At 64.5% G+C, this 25,075-nt stretch carries 20 protein-coding genes; 14 read left to right on the top strand and 6 right to left on the bottom strand.

Translation table 11 applies throughout. The annotated features are described in order from the left end of the window. Positions 1-742 precede the first annotated feature (742 nt). The 6 genes from C8J40_RS08210 to C8J40_RS08185 all read left to right on the top strand — a co-directional run bounded on the left by C8J40_RS08210 (position 743) and on the right by C8J40_RS08185 (position 7,111). Positions 743-967, top strand: a complete 225-nt coding sequence (locus C8J40_RS08210) for a hypothetical protein (RefSeq protein WP_132896581.1) — start codon at positions 743-745, stop codon at positions 965-967. Between the two features lie 185 nt (positions 968-1,152). After that, positions 1,153-1,716, top strand: coding sequence for an RNA polymerase sigma factor (locus C8J40_RS08205; RefSeq protein WP_165911385.1), 564 nt, complete (start codon positions 1,153-1,155; stop codon positions 1,714-1,716). Beyond that, positions 1,713-2,567 (top strand): FecR domain-containing protein, encoded by an 855-nt coding sequence (locus C8J40_RS08200; RefSeq protein ID WP_132896579.1) that lies wholly within the window; start codon positions 1,713-1,715, stop codon positions 2,565-2,567. The genes C8J40_RS08205 and C8J40_RS08200 overlap by 4 nt, the downstream gene beginning before the upstream one ends. A 78-nt stretch (positions 2,568-2,645) precedes the next feature. Then, positions 2,646-5,642, top strand: a complete 2,997-nt coding sequence (locus C8J40_RS08195; protein WP_243693274.1) for a TonB-dependent receptor — start codon at positions 2,646-2,648, stop codon at positions 5,640-5,642. A gap of 76 nt (positions 5,643-5,718) precedes the next feature. Further along, on the top strand, positions 5,719-6,567 hold the full coding sequence (locus tag C8J40_RS08190; RefSeq protein WP_132896578.1) for an NPP1 family protein: 849 nt from the start codon (positions 5,719-5,721) through the stop codon (positions 6,565-6,567). A gap of 61 nt (positions 6,568-6,628) precedes the next feature. Continuing rightward, positions 6,629-7,111 (top strand): hypothetical protein, encoded by a 483-nt coding sequence (locus C8J40_RS08185; RefSeq protein WP_132896577.1) that lies wholly within the window; start codon positions 6,629-6,631, stop codon positions 7,109-7,111. Here the strand turns inward: C8J40_RS08185 and C8J40_RS08180 are convergent. From C8J40_RS08180 to C8J40_RS08170, 3 genes are read right to left on the bottom strand one after another with little or no spacing between them, the layout of a single operon-like run. Then, the gene (locus tag C8J40_RS08180) at positions 7,102-7,842 is read right to left on the bottom strand and encodes a phosphatase PAP2 family protein (RefSeq protein WP_132896576.1); all 741 of its coding nucleotides are present in this window, start codon (positions 7,840-7,842) and stop codon (positions 7,102-7,104) included. The genes C8J40_RS08185 and C8J40_RS08180 overlap by 10 nt on opposite strands. After that, positions 7,839-8,912, bottom strand: a complete 1,074-nt coding sequence (locus C8J40_RS08175; RefSeq protein ID WP_207901167.1) for a phosphatidylinositol-specific phospholipase C1-like protein — start codon at positions 8,910-8,912, stop codon at positions 7,839-7,841. The genes C8J40_RS08180 and C8J40_RS08175 overlap by 4 nt, the downstream gene beginning before the upstream one ends. Before the next feature lie 14 nt (positions 8,913-8,926). Next, on the bottom strand, positions 8,927-11,434 hold the full coding sequence (locus C8J40_RS08170; RefSeq protein WP_132896575.1) for a TonB-dependent receptor: 2,508 nt from the start codon (positions 11,432-11,434) through the stop codon (positions 8,927-8,929). 303 nt (positions 11,435-11,737) lie between these two features. On the opposite strand from C8J40_RS08170, the gene C8J40_RS08165 reads away from it, so the two are divergent. The 3 genes from C8J40_RS08165 to C8J40_RS08160 are packed head-to-tail and all read left to right on the top strand — an operon-like array spanning position 11,738 to position 14,317. Then, positions 11,738-12,859 carry an alkaline phosphatase gene (locus tag C8J40_RS08165; protein WP_243693273.1) on the top strand — a complete coding sequence of 374 codons (1,122 nt, stop codon included), beginning with the start codon at positions 11,738-11,740 and terminating at the stop codon, positions 12,857-12,859. Beyond that, positions 12,856-12,993 carry a hypothetical protein gene (locus C8J40_RS20555; RefSeq protein ID WP_207901166.1) on the top strand — a complete coding sequence of 46 codons (138 nt, stop codon included), beginning with the start codon at positions 12,856-12,858 and terminating at the stop codon, positions 12,991-12,993. Before C8J40_RS08165 ends, C8J40_RS20555 begins: the two co-directional genes overlap by 4 nt. 49 nt (positions 12,994-13,042) lie before the next feature. Continuing rightward, positions 13,043-14,317: a DUF5690 family protein gene (locus C8J40_RS08160; protein WP_207901165.1), complete on the top strand. Its 1,275-nt coding sequence runs from the start codon at positions 13,043-13,045 to the stop codon at positions 14,315-14,317. Positions 14,318-14,323: 6 nt separating this feature from the next. On the opposite strand, the gene C8J40_RS08155 is transcribed toward C8J40_RS08160, so the two are convergent. After that, complete coding sequence (locus C8J40_RS08155) at positions 14,324-15,082, bottom strand: DeoR/GlpR family DNA-binding transcription regulator (protein ID WP_243693272.1); 759 nt, start codon at positions 15,080-15,082, stop codon at positions 14,324-14,326. Between the two features lie 163 nt (positions 15,083-15,245). Here C8J40_RS08155 and C8J40_RS08150 point away from each other — a divergent pair, with 163 nt between their 5' ends. From C8J40_RS08150 to C8J40_RS08135, 3 genes are all read left to right on the top strand, one after another. Then, a complete protein-coding gene (locus C8J40_RS08150) occupies positions 15,246-17,609 on the top strand; it encodes a TonB-dependent receptor (protein WP_132896572.1) in 2,364 nt (787 codons plus the stop codon). A gap of 62 nt (positions 17,610-17,671) precedes the next feature. Then, positions 17,672-19,771, top strand: a complete 2,100-nt coding sequence (locus C8J40_RS08145; RefSeq protein ID WP_132896571.1) for a phospholipase C, phosphocholine-specific — start codon at positions 17,672-17,674, stop codon at positions 19,769-19,771. 395 nt (positions 19,772-20,166) lie between these two features. Then, a complete protein-coding gene (locus tag C8J40_RS08135) occupies positions 20,167-20,592 on the top strand; it encodes a fasciclin domain-containing protein (RefSeq protein ID WP_132896569.1) in 426 nt (141 codons plus the stop codon). A 257-nt stretch (positions 20,593-20,849) separates the two neighbouring features. Here the strand turns inward: C8J40_RS08135 and crtI are convergent, their stop codons facing one another. Beyond that, positions 20,850-22,514 (bottom strand): phytoene desaturase family protein, encoded by a 1,665-nt coding sequence (crtI, locus tag C8J40_RS08130; RefSeq protein WP_132896568.1) that lies wholly within the window; start codon positions 22,512-22,514, stop codon positions 20,850-20,852. A 473-nt stretch (positions 22,515-22,987) separates the two neighbouring features. On the opposite strand from crtI, the gene C8J40_RS08125 reads away from it, so the two are divergent. Together C8J40_RS08125 and C8J40_RS08120 are read left to right on the top strand one after the other, a co-directional pair. Beyond that, the gene (locus tag C8J40_RS08125; protein WP_132896567.1) at positions 22,988-23,542 is read left to right on the top strand and encodes a fasciclin domain-containing protein; all 555 of its coding nucleotides are present in this window, start codon (positions 22,988-22,990) and stop codon (positions 23,540-23,542) included. A gap of 84 nt (positions 23,543-23,626) precedes the next feature. Next, entirely contained in the window at positions 23,627-24,082 is a 456-nt protein-coding gene (locus C8J40_RS08120) for a phosphate-starvation-inducible PsiE family protein (RefSeq protein ID WP_132896566.1), read from the top strand. A 258-nt stretch (positions 24,083-24,340) separates the two neighbouring features. Here the strand turns inward: C8J40_RS08120 and C8J40_RS08115 are convergent, their stop codons facing one another. Then, complete coding sequence (locus C8J40_RS08115; RefSeq protein WP_132896565.1) at positions 24,341-24,727, bottom strand: hypothetical protein; 387 nt, start codon at positions 24,725-24,727, stop codon at positions 24,341-24,343. Positions 24,728-25,075: the final 348 nt, after the last annotated feature.

Here is a 25,075-nt window from a genome sequence, read left to right as displayed (position 1 = left end):
CAGTTGAAACTGGCTTCGATTTGAGATCTCTTGCAGACTCTTAGCATTCGCAACCGGCCAAACGATCGGCTGCCAAATATATGCCGAGTTCTGTATTAGAATAGCGATGATATCGTCCGCTACGAAGCGTGATGATTGCATGGGGACTATAGCGGCATGCCATCCTGATTTTCTAATACCCTGTTGCTATAGTTTCCATAGCATCGCAACGCCGCGCCCGCATAGAGGTTTCGATCCCGCTCGACGAGCCGGCTGCCTCGATTTCACCCTCCTCGACATACGCGAGGCGGTCGGCGAGCTATCCGGTATGTGCGATGACCGTGCCGGCGGTGGATCGTGGCGACGGCCAGCAACGCCGCGACATGCGTTGCCGAAGGAGAGCACGCTGCATCTCGCACGGATCGCGCCCAATTGTTTTCATCCGTCGCATCTTCTGTTTCGTTGGAGAGCTAATCGGTCAGGCCGCGTTGAAGCAGCGACGACGACGAAGCCTCGGCAAGTCAGGTACCAAACGAAAAAATTCTTCGGGTATGGTTGCGGCGACGCCCGTTCTCACTTGAACGTCCGTTGCTTAAGGTAGCCAACCAGCAATGCTGGCGTCGGCGTAAAGGCGCGCAGCCCAGAGCCGCTGGTCACGGCGTTCGTCATGCCGTCTCACCCTCCGCCATCCGGCAAGGCAGCTTTCGGCTTCACCGGCTGAAAGAGCGCCAGTGTCCGCTCGACTTCGCCGAGGTTTTCGACATTGCCCGCGCCGCGGCCCTTCGCACTGCTCCGGCTGAACGGGCTAGTGTATCGGTTTGCCAAGGAGGTCGACGATGTCGGCTTAACCTGGGAGCGTCCCTGCATCGTCGACGGCGGCAAGTTCACCCGTGGCTTCGCTTTTGCGCCGACCCCGTTCGAGCCTCGCGTGCCGGCGACCGTCCACGCCTTCGTCAAGGCCGCCGGTGCGTCTGAAAGCCGGACATAGGGCCGCGCTGCCGCAAGCCAGCGACCGCGCCGACCTCTTTCCAACGGGACGAGCTGTTCGCCAAGCCGAAGCTCGGCGAAGGGGGCAGAGGGGTAGGGCCGTGTACCGATCAACGATTTCGGTCGCTGTCATCCTGCCTTCACGATCGTCTCATAAGCCGCTCCGGAACTGCAGACGGGGGCGTGGTGAGCAGCAGAGCATTTCTTGTCGATGGTATCGGCAACGGCCCGTTACCCAATCACAGGCTGGCGCTGGAATATCCGGATGCCGAACTGGCGGGCGCGTTGCGGCGTTTCGTGCGAGGTCGGTTGGATCACCATGCCGATGGCGACGATGTGGTGCAGGAAACCTATCTCCGGCTGTTCGCCTATCAGGCGACCGCGCGGGTCAACGACATGAAGGCGCTGTGCTTTGCGATCGCGCGCAACCTGCTGCTCGATCATCACCGCGCCGCGCGGCGCTCCACGCATGTCGAACTCGACGAGGCGATCATCTGCCCGCAGCCGACTGCCGACCGGGTGCTGGCCTTCCGTCGTGCTGTCGTAATCATGGCCGACGCGCTCGAGCGTATGCCGCCGCTGCGCCGCGAGATCTTCCTGCGGAAACGGCTCGACGGTCTTAGGACCGACACGATCGCCCAGAGCCTCGACATGAGCATGGCGGCGGTGGAGAAGCATGTCGTCCGCGCCTTTCAGGACCTGCGTGGCGCGCTCGCCAAGCGCGGCTTCACGATGGACGCCGGCGCGTGACCGCCGCCAGCAGTGGACCGTCGGTGAGCGAAGCCGCGCTCGCCGACGCGTTGCAGGCGGCGGCGAAGCGTTGCGGTCGCCTCTCGGACGAGCAGGTCCGGTCGCTCAGGCGTCGACGGCGATCCGCCATCGCGGCAGTCGCAACGGCGCCGATCGCCATCGCCCTGCTGTTCATGGGCGCCGGCTCGTTTGTCGGCAAACCGACTGTGGCGCCGGTTTCGACGCGTATGTTCGCGACCCGAGCGGGAGAGCGCACGACGGTGACGCTGGCAGATGGCTCCACCGTTTCGCTCAACGGCGCGACACGGCTTCGGGTTATCTATGCGGACGGACAGCGCCGCGCGGAATTGCTTGCGGGACAGGCGTTCTTCGACGTGCGGCATGACGTTTCTCGCCCCTTTGTCGTACGCGCTGGTGCCAGCGAGACACGCGTCCTCGGCACCGCGTTCGACCTCGATCTGACCCGGACTCAGGTTGCACTGGCGGTCTACCGCGGCGCGGTCGGCTTCGACCCGGTCGGGACGCCGCGCGGTGTCGTGGTCCGGGCCGGGTACCGCAGCGCCGTCCGTGGCGGTGTGGCGGCAGCACCGACGCGGTTCGATCCGGTGCTGCCCGACTGGCGCAAGGGCTGGATCGACACGGCGGGTATGCGCCTGGACGATCTGGTCGAAATTCTCGACCGCCAGGGGGGTGTCAGGATCGCACGCCCGGCGGAACCGCTGGCATCGACGACAGTGTTCGGGCGGTTTCGCACCGACCATCCGGATCGGCTTCTGAACGCGATCGGCAGCGGGTTCGGCTTCACGGTAACCGAGCGGCGGGGGACGTTGACGCTAGAAACCGCGCGCTGACGAAAAACACTGTCCGGATTTGGCGGCGCCGGCCGTCTTCCCTCCGGGTGGCGTCTGATGGCGCCAAGACGGGGGAATATGATGACGCGGTTTCACGGAACGTCGGCACTGGCCTTGGTAGCGTTCGCTCTAGCCGCACCGACGGTGGCGGATGCGCAGTCGACGGGCGCACGGATGTTTGCCATTCCCGCGGGCGATCTCGCACGGGCGCTGTCAGCCTATTCGAGCGTCACCGGCATGCAGGTCATCGCCGCGCCCGCGCTCGTTCATGGGCAGCGGACCAAGGGCGTCAGCGGACGGCTTACCACGTCGGCTGCGCTCGCGATGCTGCTACGCGGCACGGGTTTGCGTCCGGTCGAGAGCAACGGCGTGACGATCCTCCGCCGGGACCAGGCACCGCCAACGCCAAGCATCGTCGGCTCGCGTGCGCCGGTCGTCGTAGCCGCCGCGGCGCAGGCCACCACGCTCACGCGGGAAACGCCGGAGACCACCCCGGACATCGTCGTCAACGGCTATCGTAGCAGCTTGCTGGCCGCCCAAGACCTGAAGCGTCGCGCGGTCGGGACCGAAGACAACATCGTCGCGTCCGACATCGCCGCGTTTCCCGACATGAACCTCGCCGAGGCACTGCAACGCGTCCCCGGTGTCGCGATCACGCGCGACACCGGCGAGGGGCGCCAGATCGCCCTGCGCGGTCTCGGCCCCGATTTCACGCGCACGCAGCTGAACGGCATGGAAGTCCTCGGCAACACCGCCTCCGGCATGGACAACCGCGGCAACGTCAGTCGCAGCCGCGGCTTCGATTTCAGTCTGTTCGCGTCCGAGCTGTTCAACCGCGTCAGCGTGCAGAAAAGCTACGCCGCCAACCAGGACGAGGGCGGCATCGCCGGCACGGTGCAGCTCTTCACCGCCAAGCCGTTCGACTATGACGGCCAGAAGATCGTGCTGTCCGCAAAGGCCCAGACCAACGACCAGACCAGCGGAGTCACCCCGCGGCTCGTCGGCCTGTTCTCGCAGCGCCAGGGTGATTTCGGTGCGCTCGTCTCGGTCGCCTATTCGAAGGTTCGCAACAACGAATATGGCTATCGCAACTGGAACTGGGGCAAGGTCACCTACGGCGCGAACAATATCGGTCCGGAGATCGACGCACCGACGCGGGCACTGTTGCGCGGCGGCACGATCTTCGCGCCTCAGGCGCAATCGCCATCGACCTGGTACACCGATCGCGAGCGGATCGGCGTCACGAGCGCGCTGCAATATCATCCCGGCGAGAATTTTAAGATCGACGTCGACCTGCTGTACGGACACCTTGCCGACAAGCGCGACGACTGGGCAATCGCGGCAGGCGGCTACAACGCGCTGACCGGCAACGTCAGCGGTACGCAGGTCATCCGGTCCGCGACGATCCAGCGCAATTCGCTCGTCGCCGCCAGTTACACCGGTATCGATCAGCGCACCGAGCATCACCGCGTCGAGAACCAGACCGATTTCTACCAGGCGGTGGCGAATGTAAGCTGGGACGTCGGCGATCGGCTGAAGCTGACCGCGCTCGGTGGGTACCAGAAGTCGAATTTCGTGCAGCCGACGTTCGACAAGATCTTCCTGCAGGCGCGCAACACCGCGTTCAGTTTCGACATGCAGCCGACGATCCCGGTGAACACCTACGGCTTCGACCTCGCCAACCCCGCGAACTGGAACGTCCAGCGGCTGGTGACGCAGGAGAACATGATCAAGAGCGACTATCTCAACGGTCAGCTCCAGGCGGTCTACGATCTCACGCCGATCCTGAAGCTGGAGGTCGGCGGCGAATACAAGCGCTTCACCAACAGCGGGTATCAGTATCTCACCAACATCTTCTATGGCACCGCGGCGACCAGCGATCGCGCGATACCCGACGCACTGAAATACGTGATCAACCGCGACAGCCTGCTCCCGTATATCGGCGGTGACATCGCCGGGATCTACGCACTGCTCGGCAACAACCGGGACCTGACCGCCGCCAACCTGACCGCGGGCAGCGACTTTCGCATCCGTGAAAAGACCTGGGCGGGCTTTACGCAGCTCGATCTCGATACCGATATCGGGTCGATGCGGCTGCGCGGTAACGCAGGCGTCCGCTACTATCATACCGACCTGGTCTCGAGCGGTTCGCTGGCCACCGCGACCAACGGCGTAACGACGCTCCAGCCGGTGACGGTCGGGACCAGCAACGACGATTGGCTGCCCGCGCTCAACGTGGCGCTCGACATCACGCCGAAGCTGATCGCGCGCGCCTCCGCCAGCCGCAACGTCAACCGTCCCGGCCTCCCTCAACTTGCCGCGGCGGGGACGCTGACCGTGGCGCCGTTCGGTGGGTCCGTCTCGGTCGGCAACCCCAATCTCCAGCCGTTCCGGTCGACTTCGGCGGAGGCGGGGCTCGAATATTACATGGATCGCAACGGGTTCGCGTCGGTCGGGTTCTTCTGGAAGGACCTCAACAGCTTCATCACGTCGGAGACGTCGCAGGTCCCCTATAGCGCAACAGGCTTTCCGGTCTCGCTGCTGCTGCCCGGCCAAGACGGCACGACGCCGTACAACTACACGCGCCCGATCAACGGAGACGGTGCCAGCATCAAGGGTATAGAGGCGGCGTTCCAGCACGACTTCACTTTCCTGCCAGCGCCGTTCGACGGGTTCGGCATAGTCGCGAACGGCACCTGGATCGATGGTGATCAGACCGCGGTCTACAACGGCGTCGTCAAAAGCATCCCGCTCTACAATCTGTCGAAATGGGCGGCCAACGCGACGCTGTACTTCGAGACCGAGCGCTTCGGTGCGCGGGTCTCGACCGCGTATCGCAGCCGGTATCTGACGGGGGCAGGCGGCAATGCCAATGTCGGCGACGGCATCCGCCCGACCAACAATGTCGATTTCCAGATTCGCTACAGCCCGGTCAAGAACCTGCGCTTCGTCGTCGAGGGGATCAACGTCACCAACCGGCCGATCGAGCAGTTCACCGATCTCTCGACCGACCGGACGCTCGTCTACACCCGCAGCGGCCGCATCTTCACCTTCGGCGTGACGACCAGTTTCTGAACTCCACGTCCGCGGCGTGTTCGCCTCGGACGAGAGCGTACGGCGTACCTCACGACATCCTGCAACGGGAGTTTGTATGAAAAGCCATGTTTCGACGAGCCGGCTATCCCTGATGATCGGCACCGCCGCTGCCATGCTGGTGGCGCAGGCGACGCCCGCATTCGCACAAGGCTGGCCGGCGCCGGTCTCGCCGCTGCTCGAACGTGCCACCGCGCTCGACAAACGCTTCCAGCCTGCGATCGACTTCGACACCGACGTCTGCTTCAACGTGCCGGCCGTGGACGCGGCAGGCGCGATCAGCCCGGCGGCATCCACTTACGCCACGCGACCACCGGCATCGTGCCGCAGCGCCAGCCATCGCACGCAGAGCAACGTCTATGCGCGCAGCCGCTGCAACAACGGCTATTGCGGGCGGGTCTACAGCTATTTCTGGCAGTCCGATTTCTCGCACGCCTATGACTGGGAATCGATCATCGTCTGGACAACCGACCAGGGCACCGGCAGCCGCGTCGTCGGTGTCACGCGCGGCGATCATGGCAAATGGGATACGCGCAGCGGCGATCAACTCCGCTTCGTCAGCGACCCGAGCGGCGAGCACGCAAAGCTCGTCTTCCATTACGAGACCTGGGGCTTCTCCCATCTGTGGCGCTTCTCCAAGACCGACGGCGGCGACGAGCCCGCCGAGAACGGCACCGGGCAATGGCTGATCCAGCCGCTGGTAAGCTGGAACGGCTATCCGTCGGTCGGGGTCAGGAACGCGGTTTCCAACTATGATTTCAAGGGCGCGAATTTCGATAACAAGGACGCCCGGTTCGCAGGCACGCTCGCGGCCGCCAATGCGAGCGGCATCGCCCCCGGGTTCGACGCCAACCTCGATGCCGGCGGTGACTCGCCGGGATGCCCATCGGGCTCCACCATCTGCTGATCGATACCCTGCGCCGCCAATGTCCCGGCGGCGCAGGTTCCTTCAACACTGGGGAGGCCGTATGCAAAGCGTTCGTTTCCGATCCGGTGCGGTGTTGCTCGGCGTGACGTCGATGCTCGCCGTGAGCGGGATAATCGCCGGATGGCATCCTCGTGCGCGTTCGGATCCGGCAACGGGGATCGTCGTGGTCCGCGGCGCGCCTATTACCGCCGCCAAGGCCGTACCGCTCACCCCGATCAGGCCTACCCGCGTCGCACCGACCGCAATGCCAGTCGAGACTGCGGTTGCGGACCTCCGCCGTGTGTATCCCCTGCTATCCGAGGTCGCGATGGAATGCCGGGCCAGGCAATGCTCGCTGACCGCGACGATCCGCCCGCTGGTGTCGCAGAACGATCTGGATCGGCGACAGGAAATGTTGCTCGGCGGACTGGCGACCGCGCTTGCCAAGGACGGCTATCGCATGGCGGTCCCGTTCGACATGGACGAAGTGGCGGACAACACATTCCATATCCGAGCGCGCGTGACGGCCGATGATCATCCGTGACCGGCGCCCTTTGCTTCGGCCCTGCACCGCTCCGCGTCCGGTGCAGGCGCTTTAATCTCGGTGAGTTCCGATCGCGCCACGTCCATCTCACGCCTGAAGTCCGGCGAGGTGTGGAGCATCGCGACCAGCACCGATCCTGCCATATAGCCCGCCTCGACCGCGCTTCGGCTGTGCGATCCGCAGATGTAGCGGCTCTCGCCATATTGGCGTCCACGGCGCAGGATCCGGGTGGCGCGATCCGGCATCAGTTCGGCGAGGATCAGCGCGGCGGACCACCCCGAAGTCGTGTGGCCCGAGGGATAGTCGCCATTGCCCGCCAGATGCGCGGTCTTGGGTTCGCAGATCGGCAGGTCGTCCCTCAGGTACGGACGCTTGACGGCAAAGCCATCCTTGGCGCGGCCGACCATGCCCTGGTCGCTCATTCGCGCGAAGATGCGGGTGAGGGCAGGGGACGACGTCGTATCGAGCGTACGGCCGATCGCGCAGGCGAAGACGGTGAAGCGGTCGTCGGTGACGTCGCGGGTTGCCATCTCGCCCCGCGGCGTACCGAGCGGCGCGCGCGTTTGCTGGAAGGTTGCGCGGTCGTCGGCATCCTGCGGCGAACCGGGCCTGGGCGGGGCGGGCAGGACCTGCATCAGGTCCGGCATCGGCTGGTTCGCGAGATAAGCCGCGGGACCATCCGCCGCGCCTGTCAGCGCGAGGACCGCGAGCAGCGACAGGCTGCGGATCACTTTGCAGCGCCTTCCAGATCGCCGCAGCCCTTGGGACGGCGCACGGGGTTGCAGCGCGCGACCAGATCGCCGGGCAGGGCAACGTGATAGCCGCCGGGCAGCCGCGGATCGGGCCAGAGATAGTCGGTCGAGACATATTGCGCGCCGCCTGCCAGCGCGGTGTCGCGTGGGACGATGTCGTTAGCGCGAGCTTCGCGCGTGTTGGCGTCGGCGCGGGTGCGGACCAGGAACCCGGCGGCGACGTCGCGGCGGATCCGGTCAGCATCGCGGACCGGGTCGTTGAGCGTCAGATAGGCGGCCGCAGGCGAGGCTTCGTCGGTGTTGATGAAGAACACGCGCCCTTCGAGCGAGCGCCGCTTGCCCCGGTACACTGCGACCTTGGCGGGCGGCTCGTCGAGCGCGAACAGGAATTTGCCGCGCGAGGACTCCAGCAACGGCCAGTTGTCCGCCAGCACCGCGTCACGCAACGTCGGATAGCGACCCTGCACATCGTCGGGCACGATCAGCTTGGCCGGCGCCATCACCGAGCGAATTTCCGCATCGAGCGCATCATACGCCGTCTCGTCGAACGGCAGCGCGTGGATCCCACCCCGCGCGGCGTTGCGCTCGTCCTTGGCGTTGAACATCAGCAGGATCGGCACGTGACGCGGATGCTTTGCCGACCAGTCGCGGATGATCGTCAGGCATTCGGTCAGCAGGACGCAGCTCGATGCGTTGTCGATGCCGGGGATGTGCAGCACCTTGAAGCCCGGCCGTCTGAGCTTCGGATCGTTCGAGCCGCGCGCGTAATGCCCGCCCTGCGGATCGTAGTTCACGTCGATCTCGAGTTGCCGGGCGCCGGCATCGAGTTGCTCGACAAGGCTACGATGCGAATAGTCGAGCGCATCCGCCATCGCCGGATCGGCCGCACGGACCTTCGCCATCGTCGTGGCAGGCATCGGCTGTTTATAGCTGTTATGCGTGCCGATCACCGCCACGTCGTTGATCCGCAGCGGCGGCGCGGTATCGCGCGCCATTGCCGTTTGGGTAAGAAGACCGAGGGTCAGCCCCGCCAAGATCGATCGCTTCACGGATACTCTCCCGATCAGAATTTGAATAACACCGAACCCTGCACTGCGCGGCCGAAGATCGGTCGTGCGAGGATCACCGCACCATCCGCCGCCCCCGGCACGAGCTGCTGTCCGCCGCCCTGGCCCAGCCCGAGTGCGTTCGACAGGTTGGTGCCCTTCACCTGCACGGTGACGTTCTGCGTCACGTCCAGTTCGGCGCTGGCGTTGAACACCGAGAACGCCGGCAGCTTCACGAGGTTGGAATCGTCGTTGAACTTGTCGCCCTCATACCGCCATTCGCCCAGCACGCGCAGCCGACCGCCGATCAGCGATACCCGTGGCCGGATGCTCGCCATCACCTTCGGCATGCTCGACGGGCGATTGCCGTCGAACGAGGTCGTGACGGGCGCTCCGGCGACGATCGTGTTGTAGGTGTAGTTCTTGAACTTCGGCTCCTGGTAGGTCGCGGTCGCCGAGACGTCGAACCAGCGCACCGGCTTCAGGTTCGCTTCCAGCTCGACCCCGGTCGTGCTGACGTCGCCATAGTTGATCTCCTGGACGATGCGTAAGCTGGCCGGATCGATATAGGTGTTGGTGAACTGCACGTCCTTGAACGAATTGTAGAACAGCGTGGCGTACAGGCTGCCCCAGGGCTTCTGGAACTTCACGCCCGCCTCGGCCTGTTCGATCGACTGGCTGCGGATGCCGGTCGGCAGCACGTTGTCGCGGTACTGGCCGATCTGCGGCAGGCGGTAGGTGCTGGTGTAGCGACCGAAGATGCCGGCTTCGGGGATGAACTGCCAGTTGGCGCCGATCGTGTAGCTGTGATCGCTGAACTTCGGGTCGAAGCGGTTGAACACGCCCGAGCCGTACAGGACGTTATCGTCGGCGAGCGTGTCGGCATTGCCGAGGTTGAAGCTCTTCACGCCTTCCGAATAGCCGTGAATCCAGATCGTCTCGTAGCGAAAGCCGCCATCGACGCGCAGCTTCGGCGTGACCTGCCACTCGTCGGATATGTAGAACGCGACGTCTTCATACCCGCCATAGGAATGCGCGAACCGTGCCTCGTAGCGCTGGATACCGGTGTCGGTGACGCGCCCCACCACTTGCCCGGCCGCGTTTACCGCGACGATATCGAGCAGCCTTGCGTTCGGCGCGACTTCGGTCAGGCCGACGCCGTCGTTGCGGTCGTGCGCCCAGTCGGCGGTGGTGCCGTACAGGCCGAGCTTCACGTCGTGGCGACCGATCCCGGTCTCGTAGACATGGCCGAGTTCGATCAGGCCCATGGTCTCCTTGATCGGATTCTGGATCGACTGGAAGGTGTTGACCCCGACCAGGCCGTTGCCGTTCGCATTGGCGCCGTACGCACTGCCGTCGTCGTTATAGACCAGCCGCACGTCGGTCGCGCCGCGGCCTGCGAACGCCTTGACCGCGTTGGCACGGACCGAGGACAATTGCGCCGCCTGCGTGTTGAGGCTCTTCAGCCCGCGCGCGTTGCGATCGGTGGTGGAGTCGCGATAGCGGAACCCGCCGCTGATCGTCGTGCCGTCGTCGAACTCGGTATTGCCCTTCAGCGTGAATTGCAGGTCGCTCGTCTGGTTGAACAGGTTGAACTGCGCCTTGCGGATGCCGTCGGGCGTCTTGATCTGGACGCGACCGTCCTGCGGCCCGGTCAGCGTGTCGTCATGGCCGTTGAACGGCGCGAGCGGCTTCAGATCGTCGCCGTTGCGCACCAATGGGATGGCGTCGAAGAAGAAGTTGTTATCTTCCATGTACTTCACGCCGAACGAGATGCTGCCCCGCGCGAAATCCTTGGAGATCAGCACGCGGCCCTGGCCGCCGTTGTTCGCCGCCGGCCCCGGATCGCGGATGCCCTGGTCCTTGTTGTAATAGCCGCCGACCGAAAAGCGCCACCCGTCCGCAATCGGCCCGCCGAGCCACGCGTCGCCGCGGATCTGGCCGTAATCGGACGTCGTCAGCTTGAGCAGGCCGCTCAGCTGCGGCGTGCCCTTGCGCGGGATGAAGTTGACGAGGCCGCCGGGCGCGTTGGCGGCGAAGATCGAGGACGGGCCGCCGCGAACCGCCTCGATCCCCGAATAGGTCTCGTCGATGCGGAGGAACTGGTCGACATTGACCCAGTTGATCCCGGGATCGTGCTGGATCGGCAGGCCGTCCTCGTACACCGCGAGCGACTCGTAGCCGCCACGCGGGATGCCGCGCACGCGCGTGTTGTTCGCACCAACGCCGCCTGAGGAGTCCGCCCACACGCCCGGGATCTGCTGCATCGCCTCGGCCAGGTTGCCGATCGCGCGCTCGCGCAGGTCCTTCTCGCTGATCGTGGTGATCGAATAGCTCGCATCCACCTTCTTCTGCGCGACGGTGCCGAGGCGGCCCGTAACCAGGATCTCATCTCCGGAACCGGCATCGGGCGCCGACATAGTGTCTTTTTGTGCGATCGGCGCTGATTGTGCATCGACCGGGCCGGTGGCGACGGCGATGGCCATCAACGCCGCGGTCCCCCGCAGTATCGTGATCGTCTGCATGGTAACTCGAACCCCAATGTGTCCCGGCCTTGCCGGCCGACGTGTCCACAGCGCTATGGGGGCGGGCTATGACGGCGGAACTACGGTAACATTACTGTCCCATGATGATTGCGTGACTGGACGGTGACGGGTGTCATTCCTGGCCGCCTTTAAGGGGCGCGGTTTCGCAGCGGGATCGCAGACGCTGCTGTCACAATTGGGTAAGATGCTCGCTGTAGCGACAACTCACAAATCTTCGCTCGAAAACGTTACCAGTCTGGGACTCGACCAATGACAAGAACCGGAAGCACTTCCGAACGCACGTTGCGTAAGGATGTATTGGCAGCGTGCTGTCTGGCCGCCGGTCTGGTGGGGAGCGGCGCAGCGTCCGCTCAAGCGCGACCCGTAAAGCCCCGCAACGTCATCGTGTTCCTGGGCGATGCCGGCGGTCTGCCGACGCTTAACGCCGCAGGTATCCTTGCGCACGATAAACCGCAATCCCTGTACATCCAGTCGATGCCGCATGTCGGCTTATCGGACACTTCGTCGCTCAACCGATGGGTGACGGATTCCGCTGCGGGCATGACTGCGATCATGACCGGGCGGAAGACGAACAATGCGATGGTATCGGTCGTGCCGGCGAGCTCGGGCGGCGAGGTGAAGCCGGTCAAGACGTTCCTCGAATATGCCGAGCAGCACGGTCTTTCTACCGGGGTCGTCACGAACATGCCGATCTGGGATGCTACCCCGGCAGCGTGTTACGCGCACGTCGCGTCCCGCAAGGACAAGGACGAGATTTTCCGTCAGATGTTGGCGCCCCGGTTTGGCAACGGTGTCGACATCCTGATCGGCAAGGGCCGCAAGGACGCGGTCGCGTCCTTTGGGAAGATCCAGCAGACGCCCGAGCAGGCCTTTGCCAAGGCGGGGTATCGCTACGGTTCGGATCCGGCGCTCGTTCGCACCGCTGCGCGGGCCGCCGTTCTGCGCGACGACGATTACGCGCCGCTACCGGCCGTCGAGGCAACGATCGGCCAACTCGCGCGCAACCCAAAGGGCTATTTCCTGATGGTCGAATGGGACATGCACACCGATAATCCGCAAGCGGGGCTGCGCCATGTCATCGAGATGGATGACATGATCCGCCGCGTCAGCGCCATTGCAGGCAAGGATACGCTCATCCTGTTCACGGCCGACCACAGCTTTGGCCTGCGCATGTCGGACGGCGATCGTGACGCACCGCTCGCCGAACAGTTTGCCGCGGCCGCGGCCAAACCAGGCGCCACGATCGCGAGCAACGACGTGATCGGGGTCCAGGACGGTCATACCGGCGAGGAAGTCATCGCCGCCGCCTCGGGGCCTGGGGCCGAGACTATCCATGGCTTTTTCGCAAATACACATCTGTTCGACGTCCTCCTGAATGCCATCGGATGGACGAAGGAGTCTTGAGCGATTTGACGTCGCGAGGCGGCAACGCGGTCATGGAAGAAGGGTTGTCCGGATCCAGGCTGTGGAAGAACCTGGTGGCGTACCGCGGCTTCCTTGCGGTGATCCGGATCTGGTGGAGGGGTGAGGCAGCCTGACGCGAAACGGCGTCACGCGGATGAAACGTGACTGGTCTAGCGACTGCCGGTGAACTTACGGTCCCTGTCGTCGTCGATGCGCCTCCCAACCAGCTTGACGGCGACCGCGCCGGGCATCGCCGCGTTCTGCGTGTATTTTGCGATGTACGGGTTTCGCAAGCCAATCGCGGCAGCAGGGTTCGACGGCGTGCCGGCCGTGTTTGCCGGGCTCGACTACAAGACGGCGCTGATCCTGTCCCAAGCGGTCGGCTATGCGCTGTCGAAGATGATTGGCGTGCATGTCGTGTCGGTCCATCGGCCGGAGCACCGCACGCGCCTGATCCTGTCGCTGGTCGGCGCGGCGTGGGCGGCGTTGTTGCTGCTGGCGCTGTTGCCTGCCCGGTTTGGCCCGCTGGCGATGCTGCTGAACGGGTTGCCGCTCGGGATGATCTGGGGACTGGTGTTCAGCTATCTGGAGGGGCGGCGCAATTCGGAGGTGCTGGCGTCGATCCTGACCGCGAGCTTCATCTTGTCGTCGGGCGTGACGCGGTCGGTCGGCAGCCTGTTGCTGGAGCACGGCGTCAGCGCGTTCTGGATGCCGGCGCTGACCGGGCTGATCTTCACGCCGCTGCTGTTGGTGGGCGTGGCGGCGCTGACGCGTTCTCCCCCGCCGGATGCGGCGGACTCGATCGCGAGAGGGGTGCGTAGGCCGATGGATGCGGCAGCGCGGCGCGCGTATCTGAAGCGGCATTGGGTGCCGGTGACCGCTTTGGTTGCGGGCTATACGATGCTGGCGGCACTTCGGGACCTCCGTGACAATTTCGCGCCCGAGCTGTGGATGGCGCTCGATCACCCGGCGACGCCTGCGCTGTACGTGGCGACGGAGATACCCGTGGCGGTGATCGTGCTGCTCGGCCTGGCGATGCTGGGGCTGGTGCGCGACAACCGGTATGCGGTGGTCACGATCCACGGCGTCATCATGGCGGGCGCCGTGATCCTTGGCGGATCGATGCTGGCGTTGCGCGCAGGGGCGATCGGGCCGGTGACCGGCATGATCCTGACCGGCATCGGGATCTACCTCGCCTATGCCCCGTTCAGCGCGATCCTATTCGACCGCATCATGGCCGCGAGTCCGTCGCCTGGCACCGCGGGATTCCTGATCTATCTGGCGGACGCGTTCGGCTATTCGGGCAGTATCGGTCTGTTGCTCATGCGGAGCACGACCGCCCCTGGGCGGAACTGGCTCGGGTTGTTCCTCGATGCCGGCGTGCTGACCGGCGCCGCGCTGCTGGTGCTGACGTTCGTCTCGGCATTCTGGTTCGTCCGCCATCCGCCGACGCGGTGAGGGCGATCAGAGGGTGTGGAGCCGGACGCCGGCGCGTGTCGCGGCATCGGCGATCGCCGGTGGCGCGGGAAGGTCGGTAACAAGATCGTGGACCTGCGCGAAGTCGGCAACATGGACGGTGCCGGCGCGGTCGAACTTCGCCGCGTCGGCGACGACGATTACTCGGCGCGCGCCATCGAGCAGCGCGCGTTTGTACGCCGCCTCGTCGGGTTCGAAATCCATGAAGCCGCGCTTCGCTTCGATCGCACCCATCGACAGGATCGTCGCATCGGGCGAGAAACAGCGCGAGTAGCGAATCGCCTCGGCATCGAACGTCGCGCGGTAGTCCACGTTGACCGCGCCGCCGGCCAGGAAGACGCGGATCCCGTCGCAACCGAGCATGTCGCCCGCCACCTCCAGGTTGTTCGTGACGATCGTCAGTCGTCGCCGATCGGCGAGCGCGCGTGCAACCCAGCACGAGGTGGTGCCCGAATCGATCAGCACGGTCATCCCGTCCTCGATCAGCGTTGCGGCACGCCGCGCGATCGCCTGCTTTGCGTCCGCCTGGGCCTGCATCCGCAGCCGGTACGGCGCCTCCAGGCGATTGTCGGGAAGCTTGACCCCGCCGTGCACCTTGTACGCGCGACCGCTCGCTTCCAGTTGCCGCACGTCGCGCCGGATCGTCTCGTCGGACACAGCGAAATGATCGGCGAGCATCGTGATCGAACACGAGCCCCGCGCTTCGAGCAACGCGACCAGACTGGCGATACGATCCGACTGCGTCACACGGCTTCTCCTGTACGGCCTGTTTCTCCGCATCTCCCGTTGGGTACAAGCCACAAAATACCAACAATATCCACACGATGTCACAGCCATGTCACACGGCGCTTGCAAGGGCTGCGTCACAGGATGCCCGGCAATACTCGGACCGTGGCAAGGGGAAGACGACATGACCAAGTGGATGATGGGGGCTGCGATCCTGGCGATCGCGGCGACGACGAATGCGCGCGCGCAGACGACCGTAACGCCGTCCGCGACGCCTGCTGGCGATCCAGAACAGCCGCGCAGCGACGAGATCGTCGTGACCGGACAGTCGACCGCATTCGCAAACACGCGCGTGACCACGGCTATGATCGAGCGCCAGTCCGCGCTCGCCAGTGTCAACGACGTCATCAACGAATTGCCCGGCGTGTTCGTCGCGGAGGGTGACGCTTTCGGCTCGTCCGACTGGGCGACCTCGATCAGCATCCGCGGCTTCAACAGCGGCGGCGGCGGCGGCCAGCAGATCGGCTCGACGATCGACGGCCTGCCGAACGGCGGCTCGGGCTATGGCGGAGGATCGCGCGCCAACCGGTATATCGACGTGCTCGACCTGAAGACCGTCAACGTGTCGCAGGGCACTGCCGACATCTCGTCGCGCTCCAACGAAGCGCTCGGTGCGACGCTGGATTACGTGACCTCCGATCCGACGGCGGACAGCCGATTGCGCTTCACTGCCGCCGGGGGTGATTTCGGTGCGCGCAAATTCTACGTACGCGGCGATACCGGCACCATCGCGCCGAATACTACCGCCTATGTCAGCGCGTCGACCTCACGCGTGCGCGACTGGATCGGCGGATCGGGCAAGACCAGCCGCGACCATATCGACGCCAAGGTGCTGAGCCGTGTCGGCACGGTCGATCTGACCGGCTTCGTCTCGTACGACGATGCGGATGAATCCGAGTTCGGATCGGTTTCGCCCGCGCAGTTCGCGAACGACCCGAACCATGACGCCTATACCGACAGCTGGACCGGGCTGCCGTATGTCGACCAGGCCTATCGCCCGACCTCGCGCGCGCTGCGGAAGAACCTGTTCGGGTATCTGAAGGCCCGTACCGAACTCGGCGAGGTGAAGCTGCAGGCGGCAGGCTATTATCACCGGATGCGCGGCCGCGGCGATTTCGCACCGCCGTACCTTGTCGATGTCCGCAACGACGGCAGCGGCAACCCGGAAAGTGAATATGTCGGCGGCCCGACGGTGCGCGGCAGCGACGCGCTCGGCAAGATCTACTTCGTCACGCCGACCGGTGCGGCGGCGACCCTGACGCCAGGGTGCGTCGGCACCAGCGGCGTGCCCGCCGAATACTCGCCGACCTGCTACGCATCCAACGCGACGCCAGTCATGTCGTACCGCCACACCCACTACAAGAACGACCGCATGGGCTTCACCAGCGACGTCGACTGGCAGCATGACTTCGGCGTGGTGCAGAACCAGTTCCGCGCGGGTTTCTGGTTCGAGCACAGCCGCGCCAACCAGCTTCGCGACTGGCACAAGATCACCAACGCGCGGGTCGGGCCAGCCTTCGACGGCACGCCGTATTACGTGCAGTTCAGCACCGACTACGGGCTCGACGAAGTGATGTATTATGCCGAAGACGCGGTGACTTATGGCCCGGTCACCGCACGGCTCGGCGTCAAGCAGTTCTTCCTCGACCAGAGCCGCACCGAACTGCTCGGCAATTTGAGCGCGACGTCGATCCAGTCGCATTCCGATCCGCTGATCAACGCCGGCCTGACCTATGCGACGCCGTTGCAGGGCATGGAGCTGTTCGCCGGCTATTCGCAGAACTTCGCGGCGATCGGCAACGGTCCGCTCGGCCAGCCGCCCGAGACGATCCGCAACCTGCGGCCGGAAACCGCGAACAACATCGAGATCGGCGCACGCTACAACACCGGGCGGATCCAGGCGTCGCTGACCGGCTACGATATCAAGTTCAAGAACCAGATCGTCTCGATCTCGTCGAACCTCGTCACCGGCATCGACTATCTGGAACAGCAGGACAGCGTGTATCTCAACGTCGGCGGCGTGAAGAGCCGCGGTATCGAGGCGGCGCTCGCCTACCGCGTGCTGCCACCGCTGACGCTGTCGGGCAGCTTCACCTACAACCACGCGACCTATATCGGCACCGGCAACGCCGCGCAGGATGCCGATGTCGGCGTGACGCCCGGCCAGCAGGTGATCAATTCGCCGCGCACGATGTGGGTGGTCTCGGCGGACTATAAGAAGTCGATCTTCAAGGCGGGTATCGCCACCAAGTTCGTCGGCGACCGCAATATCGACACGCAGGGCAAGGCCCAGGCCGGCAGCTTCACGCTGGTGAGCGGCTATGTCGGCGCCGATCTGGAGGCGGTGAGCGAGCAGCTTAAGGGCGTGTCGTTCACGGTGCAGGCGACCAACCTAACCGACGAACGCTATCTGTCGAGTGCCGATGGTGGCTCGGCGTTCCTCGGCACGCCGCGGACCGTGACCGCGTCGCTGTCGCTCGACTTCTGATCTGAAATGGGCATGGTTCGTCGGCGTTTGCGGACCATGTCCTTCACATGTGGATTGCCCCAATGACCGACGTTTCCCGCCGTTCGCTGCTAGGTGCCAGCCTCACCGGGGCGGCGCTGTCCGCGTTTCCCGCGGCGATCGCACGGGCGGCGGCGATCGCGCCCAACGTGAAGACGGGGTCGATCATGGATGTCGAGCATGTCGTCATCTTGATGCAGGAAAATCGCGGTTTCGATCATTATTTCGGGTCGTTGCGCGGCGTTCGCGGGTTTGCCGACCGGTTGCCGATCCCCGTGCCTTCGGCGGCCGATGCGATGAAGCCTGCGCCGGTCTGGTATCAGCGCGACCGGACGGCGGCCGGCGGCTCGCGTACCGTCCTTCCGTTCCATCTAGCCACGCGCACGAATTTCGACCTGATGCGGATGGAGGGCACGCCGCACAGCTGGCCCGATGCGCAGCGCGGCTGGGACGAGGGCCGGATGGCGCATTGGCCCGAGGCGAAGAGCCAGCGCGCGATGGGGCATTACCGGCGCGAGGACATCCCGTTCCAGTTCGCGCTCGCCGAAGCGTTCACGGTCTGTGACGCGTATCACTGCTCGGTCCAGACCGGCACGAACACCAACCGCCTGTTCTTGTGGAGCGGCGCCAACGATCCCGGCGGCACGCTGGGTGGCCCCGCGATCGGCAATTCGCACGACAGCTTTCCCGAGGACGGCGGCAATGCCGAGCCGTATCGCTGGACGACGGTGGTCGAGCGGTTGCAGGCGAAGGGCGTCGACTGGCGCATCTACCAAGACATGGCGGACAATTTCACCGACAACCCGCTGGTCGGTTTCGCTACGTTTCGCGACGCGCACCAGGGTAGCGGGGATCCTGCATTACGTGACCGTGCGCTGACGACACGCGGGCTCGACATGTTGCGGGCCGACGTGCTCGCCGGGCGACTGCCGCAGGTGTCGTACGTGATCGCCACCGCGAAAGGCTCGGAACATCCCGGTCCGTCGAGCCCCGCGCAAGGCGCCGCCTATACCGCAGAGGTGCTCGACGCGCTGACCGCGGATCCGAAGGTCTGGGCGCGGACCGCGTTGCTGGTCATGTTCGACGAGAATGACGGCTTCTTCGATCACGTCCCGCCCCCTGCGCCGCCATCGCGTTCGGCTGACGGCACGCTACTTGGTGGCTCGACGGTCGATCTGGCCGGCAGCTATCACACGGAACCGAGCAAGGGCGATGCGGCGCTCGATCTCGCCGCCTATCGTGGTCGTCCCTACGGACTTGGCCCGCGCGTGCCGATGTACGTCGTGTCGCCGTGGAGCCGGGGCGGGTGGGTCAATTCGCAGGTGTTCGATCACACCTCGGTAATCCGCTTCCTCGAAAAGCGGTTCGATTTTCACGAGCCCAATATCACGCCCTGGCGCCGCGCGGTCTGCGGTGACCTGACCTCCGCGTTCGACTTCACCGCCGCAGATCCTGCGCCGTTCGCCGCCATGCCCGATCCGCGTACCGACGCCGCGCGGGCTGCCGCGATCCCCAAGCAGGTAAGCCCGCAGGCACCGGCCGGTTCATCGCCTCCATGGCAGGAACCCGGGATCCGTCGTGCTCGCCCGCTACCGTATGCGGTGACCGTCGGCGAGACAATCGCCGATGGCGCGATCACGCTTCGCTTCGCGGCGGACGGCACGCAGGCTGCGGTGTTCCACGTCTATGATCGGACCAACCTGACCCAGACGCCGCGCCGCTTCACGGTCGAGCCCGGACGCGCATTGGATGGGCGCTGGCCGTTCGATCACGAAGGCCGCTACGATCTCTGGGTGCTCGGTCCGAACGGGTTTCACCGACACTTCATGGGGCACAGGGACGACCCGGCGCTGTTGTCCGGGCTGATCTGGCGCGCGACCACGACCGAGATCACATTGCTTCTTCCCGCCGGGCACCGCACGCACGAGCTGATCGCGCGGACCGAACGCATCGGCGCGACGACCCTGGTAACGCCGCTGACCGAAGCCCAGCGTAGCTGGCCGCTAAGCAAAAGCCATGGGTGGTACGACATCACGATCGGTGCAGCGAAAGTCCCCAACTATCTAAGGCGGGTATCTGGGCGCATCGACGCCCCCGACCGAATTACGTGTAGTGATCCGTTCGTGATGGTTCCGCGGGTCTGACCCTCGTCAATTAGTCTCGACAAGACCGTGCATTCCGTAACCGGGTTTTGCGGACATCGGATACGTCGCTTAGGCTGGGTTGCGATCGGACTTGGTGACCCTGGCTGGAAAAAGCTTTCGGATGCCTACGGCAGCGCTGCCGACATCCCGGAACAGCTTGAAAAGCTGCAGCCCTTTCCGGGGGTGGATTGGCACGTGGCATTGACGACGCCGATTTCCATACGACCGAAAGGTCATATCGCGCCTCGCATGACCGGGTGGAATGAGGGGCGCGCCGGACGACGACACGGCGCGACGATTTCTGATCTTCGGCCTCGGATGGTGGCCGCGGCGGATCGTTGCGTCAGTCGAACCTTGGCAAACGCACTAATTTGCTCTGATTCAGGACGAACAAGATGACCGATACCAAGCATGATATTGTCGATACTGCCGTCGCTGCGGGTTCGTTCACGACACTGGTCGCCGCAGTCGGCGCCGCGGGGCTGGTCGACACGCTGAAGGGCGAGGGGCCATTCACCGTCTTCGCACCGTCGGACAATGCATTCGCTGCGCTGCCGGCCGGCACCGTCGACGATCTGGTCAAGCCCGAGAACAAGGCCAAGCTGACCGAAATCCTCCTGCTCCACGTGCTGCCCGGTACGGTGATGGCGGCGGACGTGAGCGGCAAGGTGCTCGACCCGGCAACCGCCGGCGGCGCAACGGTCCATGTCGATGGCACCGACGGCGTGACCGTCAATGGCGCCAAGGTGGTGACCGCCGACATCGCCTGCACCAACGGTGTGATCCACGTGATCGACAAGGTGCTGCTGCCGACCGGCTGAGGACTCCACAATCCGGCACCGGGGCAGCAACGTCCCGGTGCCACCGGTTAAAGACATGCGGGACGGTTACGATCGTCTTTGCCGGCATTGGAGGCCTATCCTGCGCATGAGCGATCACGCGTTCGTCGAGGCTATGCACGGCTGATCAGCGCTCGCGTGGTTACGCGCTGGCCCGCTGCCGGTGCCACACGATCCGGGCGGCAGCTTGCCGAGCAGATGCTGGCAGCCGCGTAGCGCGCATGCCGCGCGCGGGCCGTTCAGACCCCCGCCAGCCCCATCGCCAGCGCTCGATCATCGCCAACCTTCGACGGCACGCCGCCGACGATCCGCGGATCGATCGCGAAGTCGCGCGCGATTTCGCGCGCGGTCATCTTGGCGGACATCATCACCGAGGGCGTGCCGCCGCCGGGCTGCGTGCCCTGGCCGACCAGATAGAGGTTCGCGACATCCTCGCTACGGTTGTGCGGGCGGAAGAACGCGGTCTGCGTCATCCGTGGCTCGACGCCGAAGCCATTGCCGAGATGCGATCCCAGCACCTCCTCGAAATAGTCCGGCGTCACGAAGCTGCGATGGACGATCCGCTCACGCAGGCCGGGAATGTAACCGCGTTCGTCGAGGAAGGTCAGCACCGTGTCGGCAAAGCCTTCGCCGACCGCATCCCAGTCGATATCGCTCTGGTTGTTGGGGACCGGGATCAGCGTGTACGCCGCGTGGTGCCCCGCCGGCGCGAGGCTGGGGTCGGTGATCGTCGGGATGTGGAGATATTGCGAGAAGTCGTCGGCGAGGATCTTGCGCTCGAAGATGTCGGTCAGAAGCTCCTCGTAGCGCGGGCCGAGAATGATGTTGTGGTGGCGCAGGTCGGGGTCGCCGTCCTGCATCCGGTATCCGAAATAGATCACCATCAGCGACATGCTCTGCTTGCGGAACTTGACCAGCGCGTCGCGATTGATCCGCCGGTGCGCCTTGTCGACAAGCTTCAGATAGGTGGTCGCATAGTCGGCGTTCGAGACGACCAGATCGGCCGCCAGCGTCTCGCCGTTCGCCAGCGTCACGCCGGTCGCGACGCGCTTGCGGCCGCGCTTCTCCACCTCGATCCGGTCGACCTTGGCGTTCAACCGCACCGATCCGCCGAGTTCCTCGAACTTGCGGACCATCGCCTTGACCAGCGCGCCGGTGCCGCCGACCGCGAAATGCACGCCCCAGGTCTTTTCGACGAAATGGATCATCGCGTAGATTGCGGGGACCTTGAGCGGGTTGCCGCCGATCAGCAGCGGTTCGAAGCTGAACACCTGCCGCATCTTGTCGCTCTTGAAATATTTCGAGATCAGCGAAAACAGCGGCTGGATCGCGCCGAGCTTCAACAGGTCGGGAAGGACGCCGACCATCGAGCCGAGCGAGCCGAAATAGGTGTAGCCGAGCTCGAGGAATCCGCGCTCGAAGATGGCGCGGGCGGCTTCGTGGAAGCGTTCGTAGCCGTCGAGATCCTCAGGGGCCAACCGCGCGATCTGTGCCCGCACGTTGACCGGATCGGCATCGTAATCGAAGAAACTGCCGTCGTCGAAATAGATCCGGTAGAATGGCAGGATCGGCACGATGTCGACGTAGCGCTGCGTGTTGGGGCCGCCGCTTGCGCCTGATACGATGCGGCTACCCTCGGCGAGCACCGATGGCGGAAAGTCCGGTTCGTCGAGCATCGCCGCGTCGCGCTCGAGCGAGAACAGCTCCTCGATGAAATGCGGAACGGTCAGCACGGTCGGGCCCATGTCGAAGACGAAGCCATCGACGCGGCGGACATAGGCGCGGCCGCCGACATCGCCGAGCTGCTCGACGATCTGCGTATCGAAGCCGAGGCTCTGCAAGCGGATCGCGCAGGCGATGCCGCCGATCCCCGATCCGATTACGATAGCGCGCTGGCGGGTCATGACGGTCGTCTTTCCTGGGAGTCGGGAGAGGATCTGCGGCGCTCCACGAGCGGTCGTTCGATCCCGTGCGATAACCGCGGATGCGGCACCGCGACAGGGGCGAACGGCTGCAACGCCCGATCGGTGCTGGTGGGGGCAGACCCGCGGGTGGGTTTCGCTACGCTCTCGTCAATCGTGTCACGATACGGACTTTGGGCCGTATCCCGTGCCGGCCAGCGTCGCGTCGCTCGACGAGAGGATATGATCGCACGGCAGCGTATCGGGGATCGCATTGCCAATCGGGGTAGGTCGGACCCGTCCTTTGGTCCGTATTGCCTGGCGAACGCCTAGTGCCGAGACCGCAGACGGGCTGATGGTGAGTGATTGCGCGCCCCGAAAAGGCGCTGTGACTCCCCTTCAGGCCCGTCGTTTCAGGATCCCGAACGCTTGTCGGTGGCCGGCAGACGGGAGTGTATGATGCTAGGAGAACCAAGATGACATCACGGATCGCGCGCACATTGGGCGTCTGCCTCGCACTGTCGGTTGCGGTGCCGGTTATTGCGGTCGCGGCTAACCCGAAGGTTGGCGGTGCCGCCATGTATGCCAGCAAAACCATCGTCCAGAATGCCTCTGCCGCCAGCAACCTGACGACGCTTGTTGCCGCCGTGAAGGCCGCCGGTCTCGTCGAGACGCTGTCCGGCCCAGGCCCGTTCACGGTGTTCGCACCGACGAACGCGGCCTTTTCGAAGCTGCCCGCCGGCACGGTGACGACGCTCCTCAAGCCCGAGAACAAGGCGCAGCTTGCGGGTATTCTGACCTACCACGTCGTGCCGGGGAAGATCACTGCGAAGGATGCGCTGGCCGCGATCAAGGCCGGGGGCGGCAAGGCGACGCTCACCACCGTGCAGGGCGAGGCGCTCACGGCGCGCGTCACGAACGGCAAGATCGTGCTGACCGACGCCAAGGGCGGCAAGTCGACCGTGACGACGGCAGACGTGATGCAGTCGAACGGCGTGGTCCACGTGGTGGACACGGTGCTCATGCCGTGACGTAATTCGTGGCGCCGGTGTGTCCGGCGCCACGTCCACTCTGCCCCCGGCAGTAGTTACAATACGCGTTGCATAGGGCCTTGCATGAAGTCTTTCGGAGAAGATCAGGCAGGCGCCTCGAAGGAGGACATCGTCGCCGATCGGTCCTTCAAGCCGACAGTGGGCGAAACCGAGCACACTGTCGCGTCGATCGGCTTTCATGTCGTCGAACGCATTTTACTCCTGCTCGTCGCGCTGATGACGATCTGCGGTGCCGCGACCGAGATCTATCAAATCTACCAGACCCGCTCGATCAATCTCGCCGATATCCTTCTGATGTTTCTCTACACCGAGGTGATCGGCATGGTGAATGTGTTCTACACCGGCAAGGGCGCGACCTTCATCTATCCGATATTCATCGCGATCACCGCGCTGGCGCGGCTCATCGTGCTGCAAAGCAAGGACATGGCGCCCGAAAATATCGTGTTCGAGGCGAGCGCGATCCTGCTGCTTGCGGTGGCGGCGATGGCGATGACGCGCCTCAGTCGATCGACGGGTTAAATCGAGCGATGGATGGGGCGGCGTTTCATGGCTAGGGACGAGGGCGGGTTGTTGAGCGGCCTTAGCCGCTCACGCCACGTGAAGGACGAAAACGGCGCAGCGCGTCTGGCCGGCTAGCGACGGACATTTATGGTCTGCCAGAAGATGGTAGGGCCGACCGCCGATTTGTCGAATTCGAAGGCAGGTCAGGAAGAATTTTCATGGCGAGACCATTGGAGTGGTTCCCTCACCACGCCATGGGGGGCCTCGAGACCGCAACTAACGGAGGCTCGGTGCATGTCGAGTGAAGACATAGGGCGTAAGACCTTCGTGGAGGACGATTCTGGTCGGTGCCGGGAGCCGGTCGAGGCGAAGCTTCAAGATTGAGCGGGTACCGTCTACGTCGAACCCGATGTCCGGAACGGCGCCAACATATACCTGTGGCAGTATGTACGGCCCATCCGCGTCTTGGGCTACGGTATAGCGGATCTTGCGCTGGCCGTTCAGTAACATCTCGCCATCGGTAAGCGTGATCGTTCCGCAGTAGTCGTTGACAAAGGTCCCGTTCTCGCCCTTTCCCACTGCGGAATTCGGCAGCATAATGGCAAGGCAAGCAACTAGCGCCACCCCAAGCACCACGGTTCCAAATGTGATCCAGCGCCTCATCACTAGGTTTCCTTGCGTAAGCCTGACGGTCTGTAGGTGAGGCGCTCGGCAAACACGACAGTTTTTGTTGGATCCCTTGTGCTGCCTTCGCCTCCACTGTCCGCTTCCACTTGCGGCGCGTCGCATTGCTGATGGTCTGGATCAAGAGATGGGGGAACGCGATCATTTGTATATTTTTGCTGGAGCTCGCGCTCGACGACCGTTGGCTAAGAGTAAGGTATTTTGAACAGCCTCAGCCGATCACCTAAATTACCAAAAGGCTCAACGACGAAAAATGGGTCGTCGCTGCACTGGAAAAGCGGCCGCTTTCTCGCATCCAAAACCGCAACAGAGCGCACTCAGCGGTCC

Source organism: Sphingomonas sp. PP-CC-3A-396 (assembly GCF_004343105.1).
In the GTDB taxonomy this organism is placed as follows: Bacteria; Pseudomonadota; Alphaproteobacteria; order Sphingomonadales; family Sphingomonadaceae; genus Sphingomonas.
Note: the sequence above shows the minus strand (reverse complement) of the source record. Positions and strands in the feature narration are given on the sequence as shown.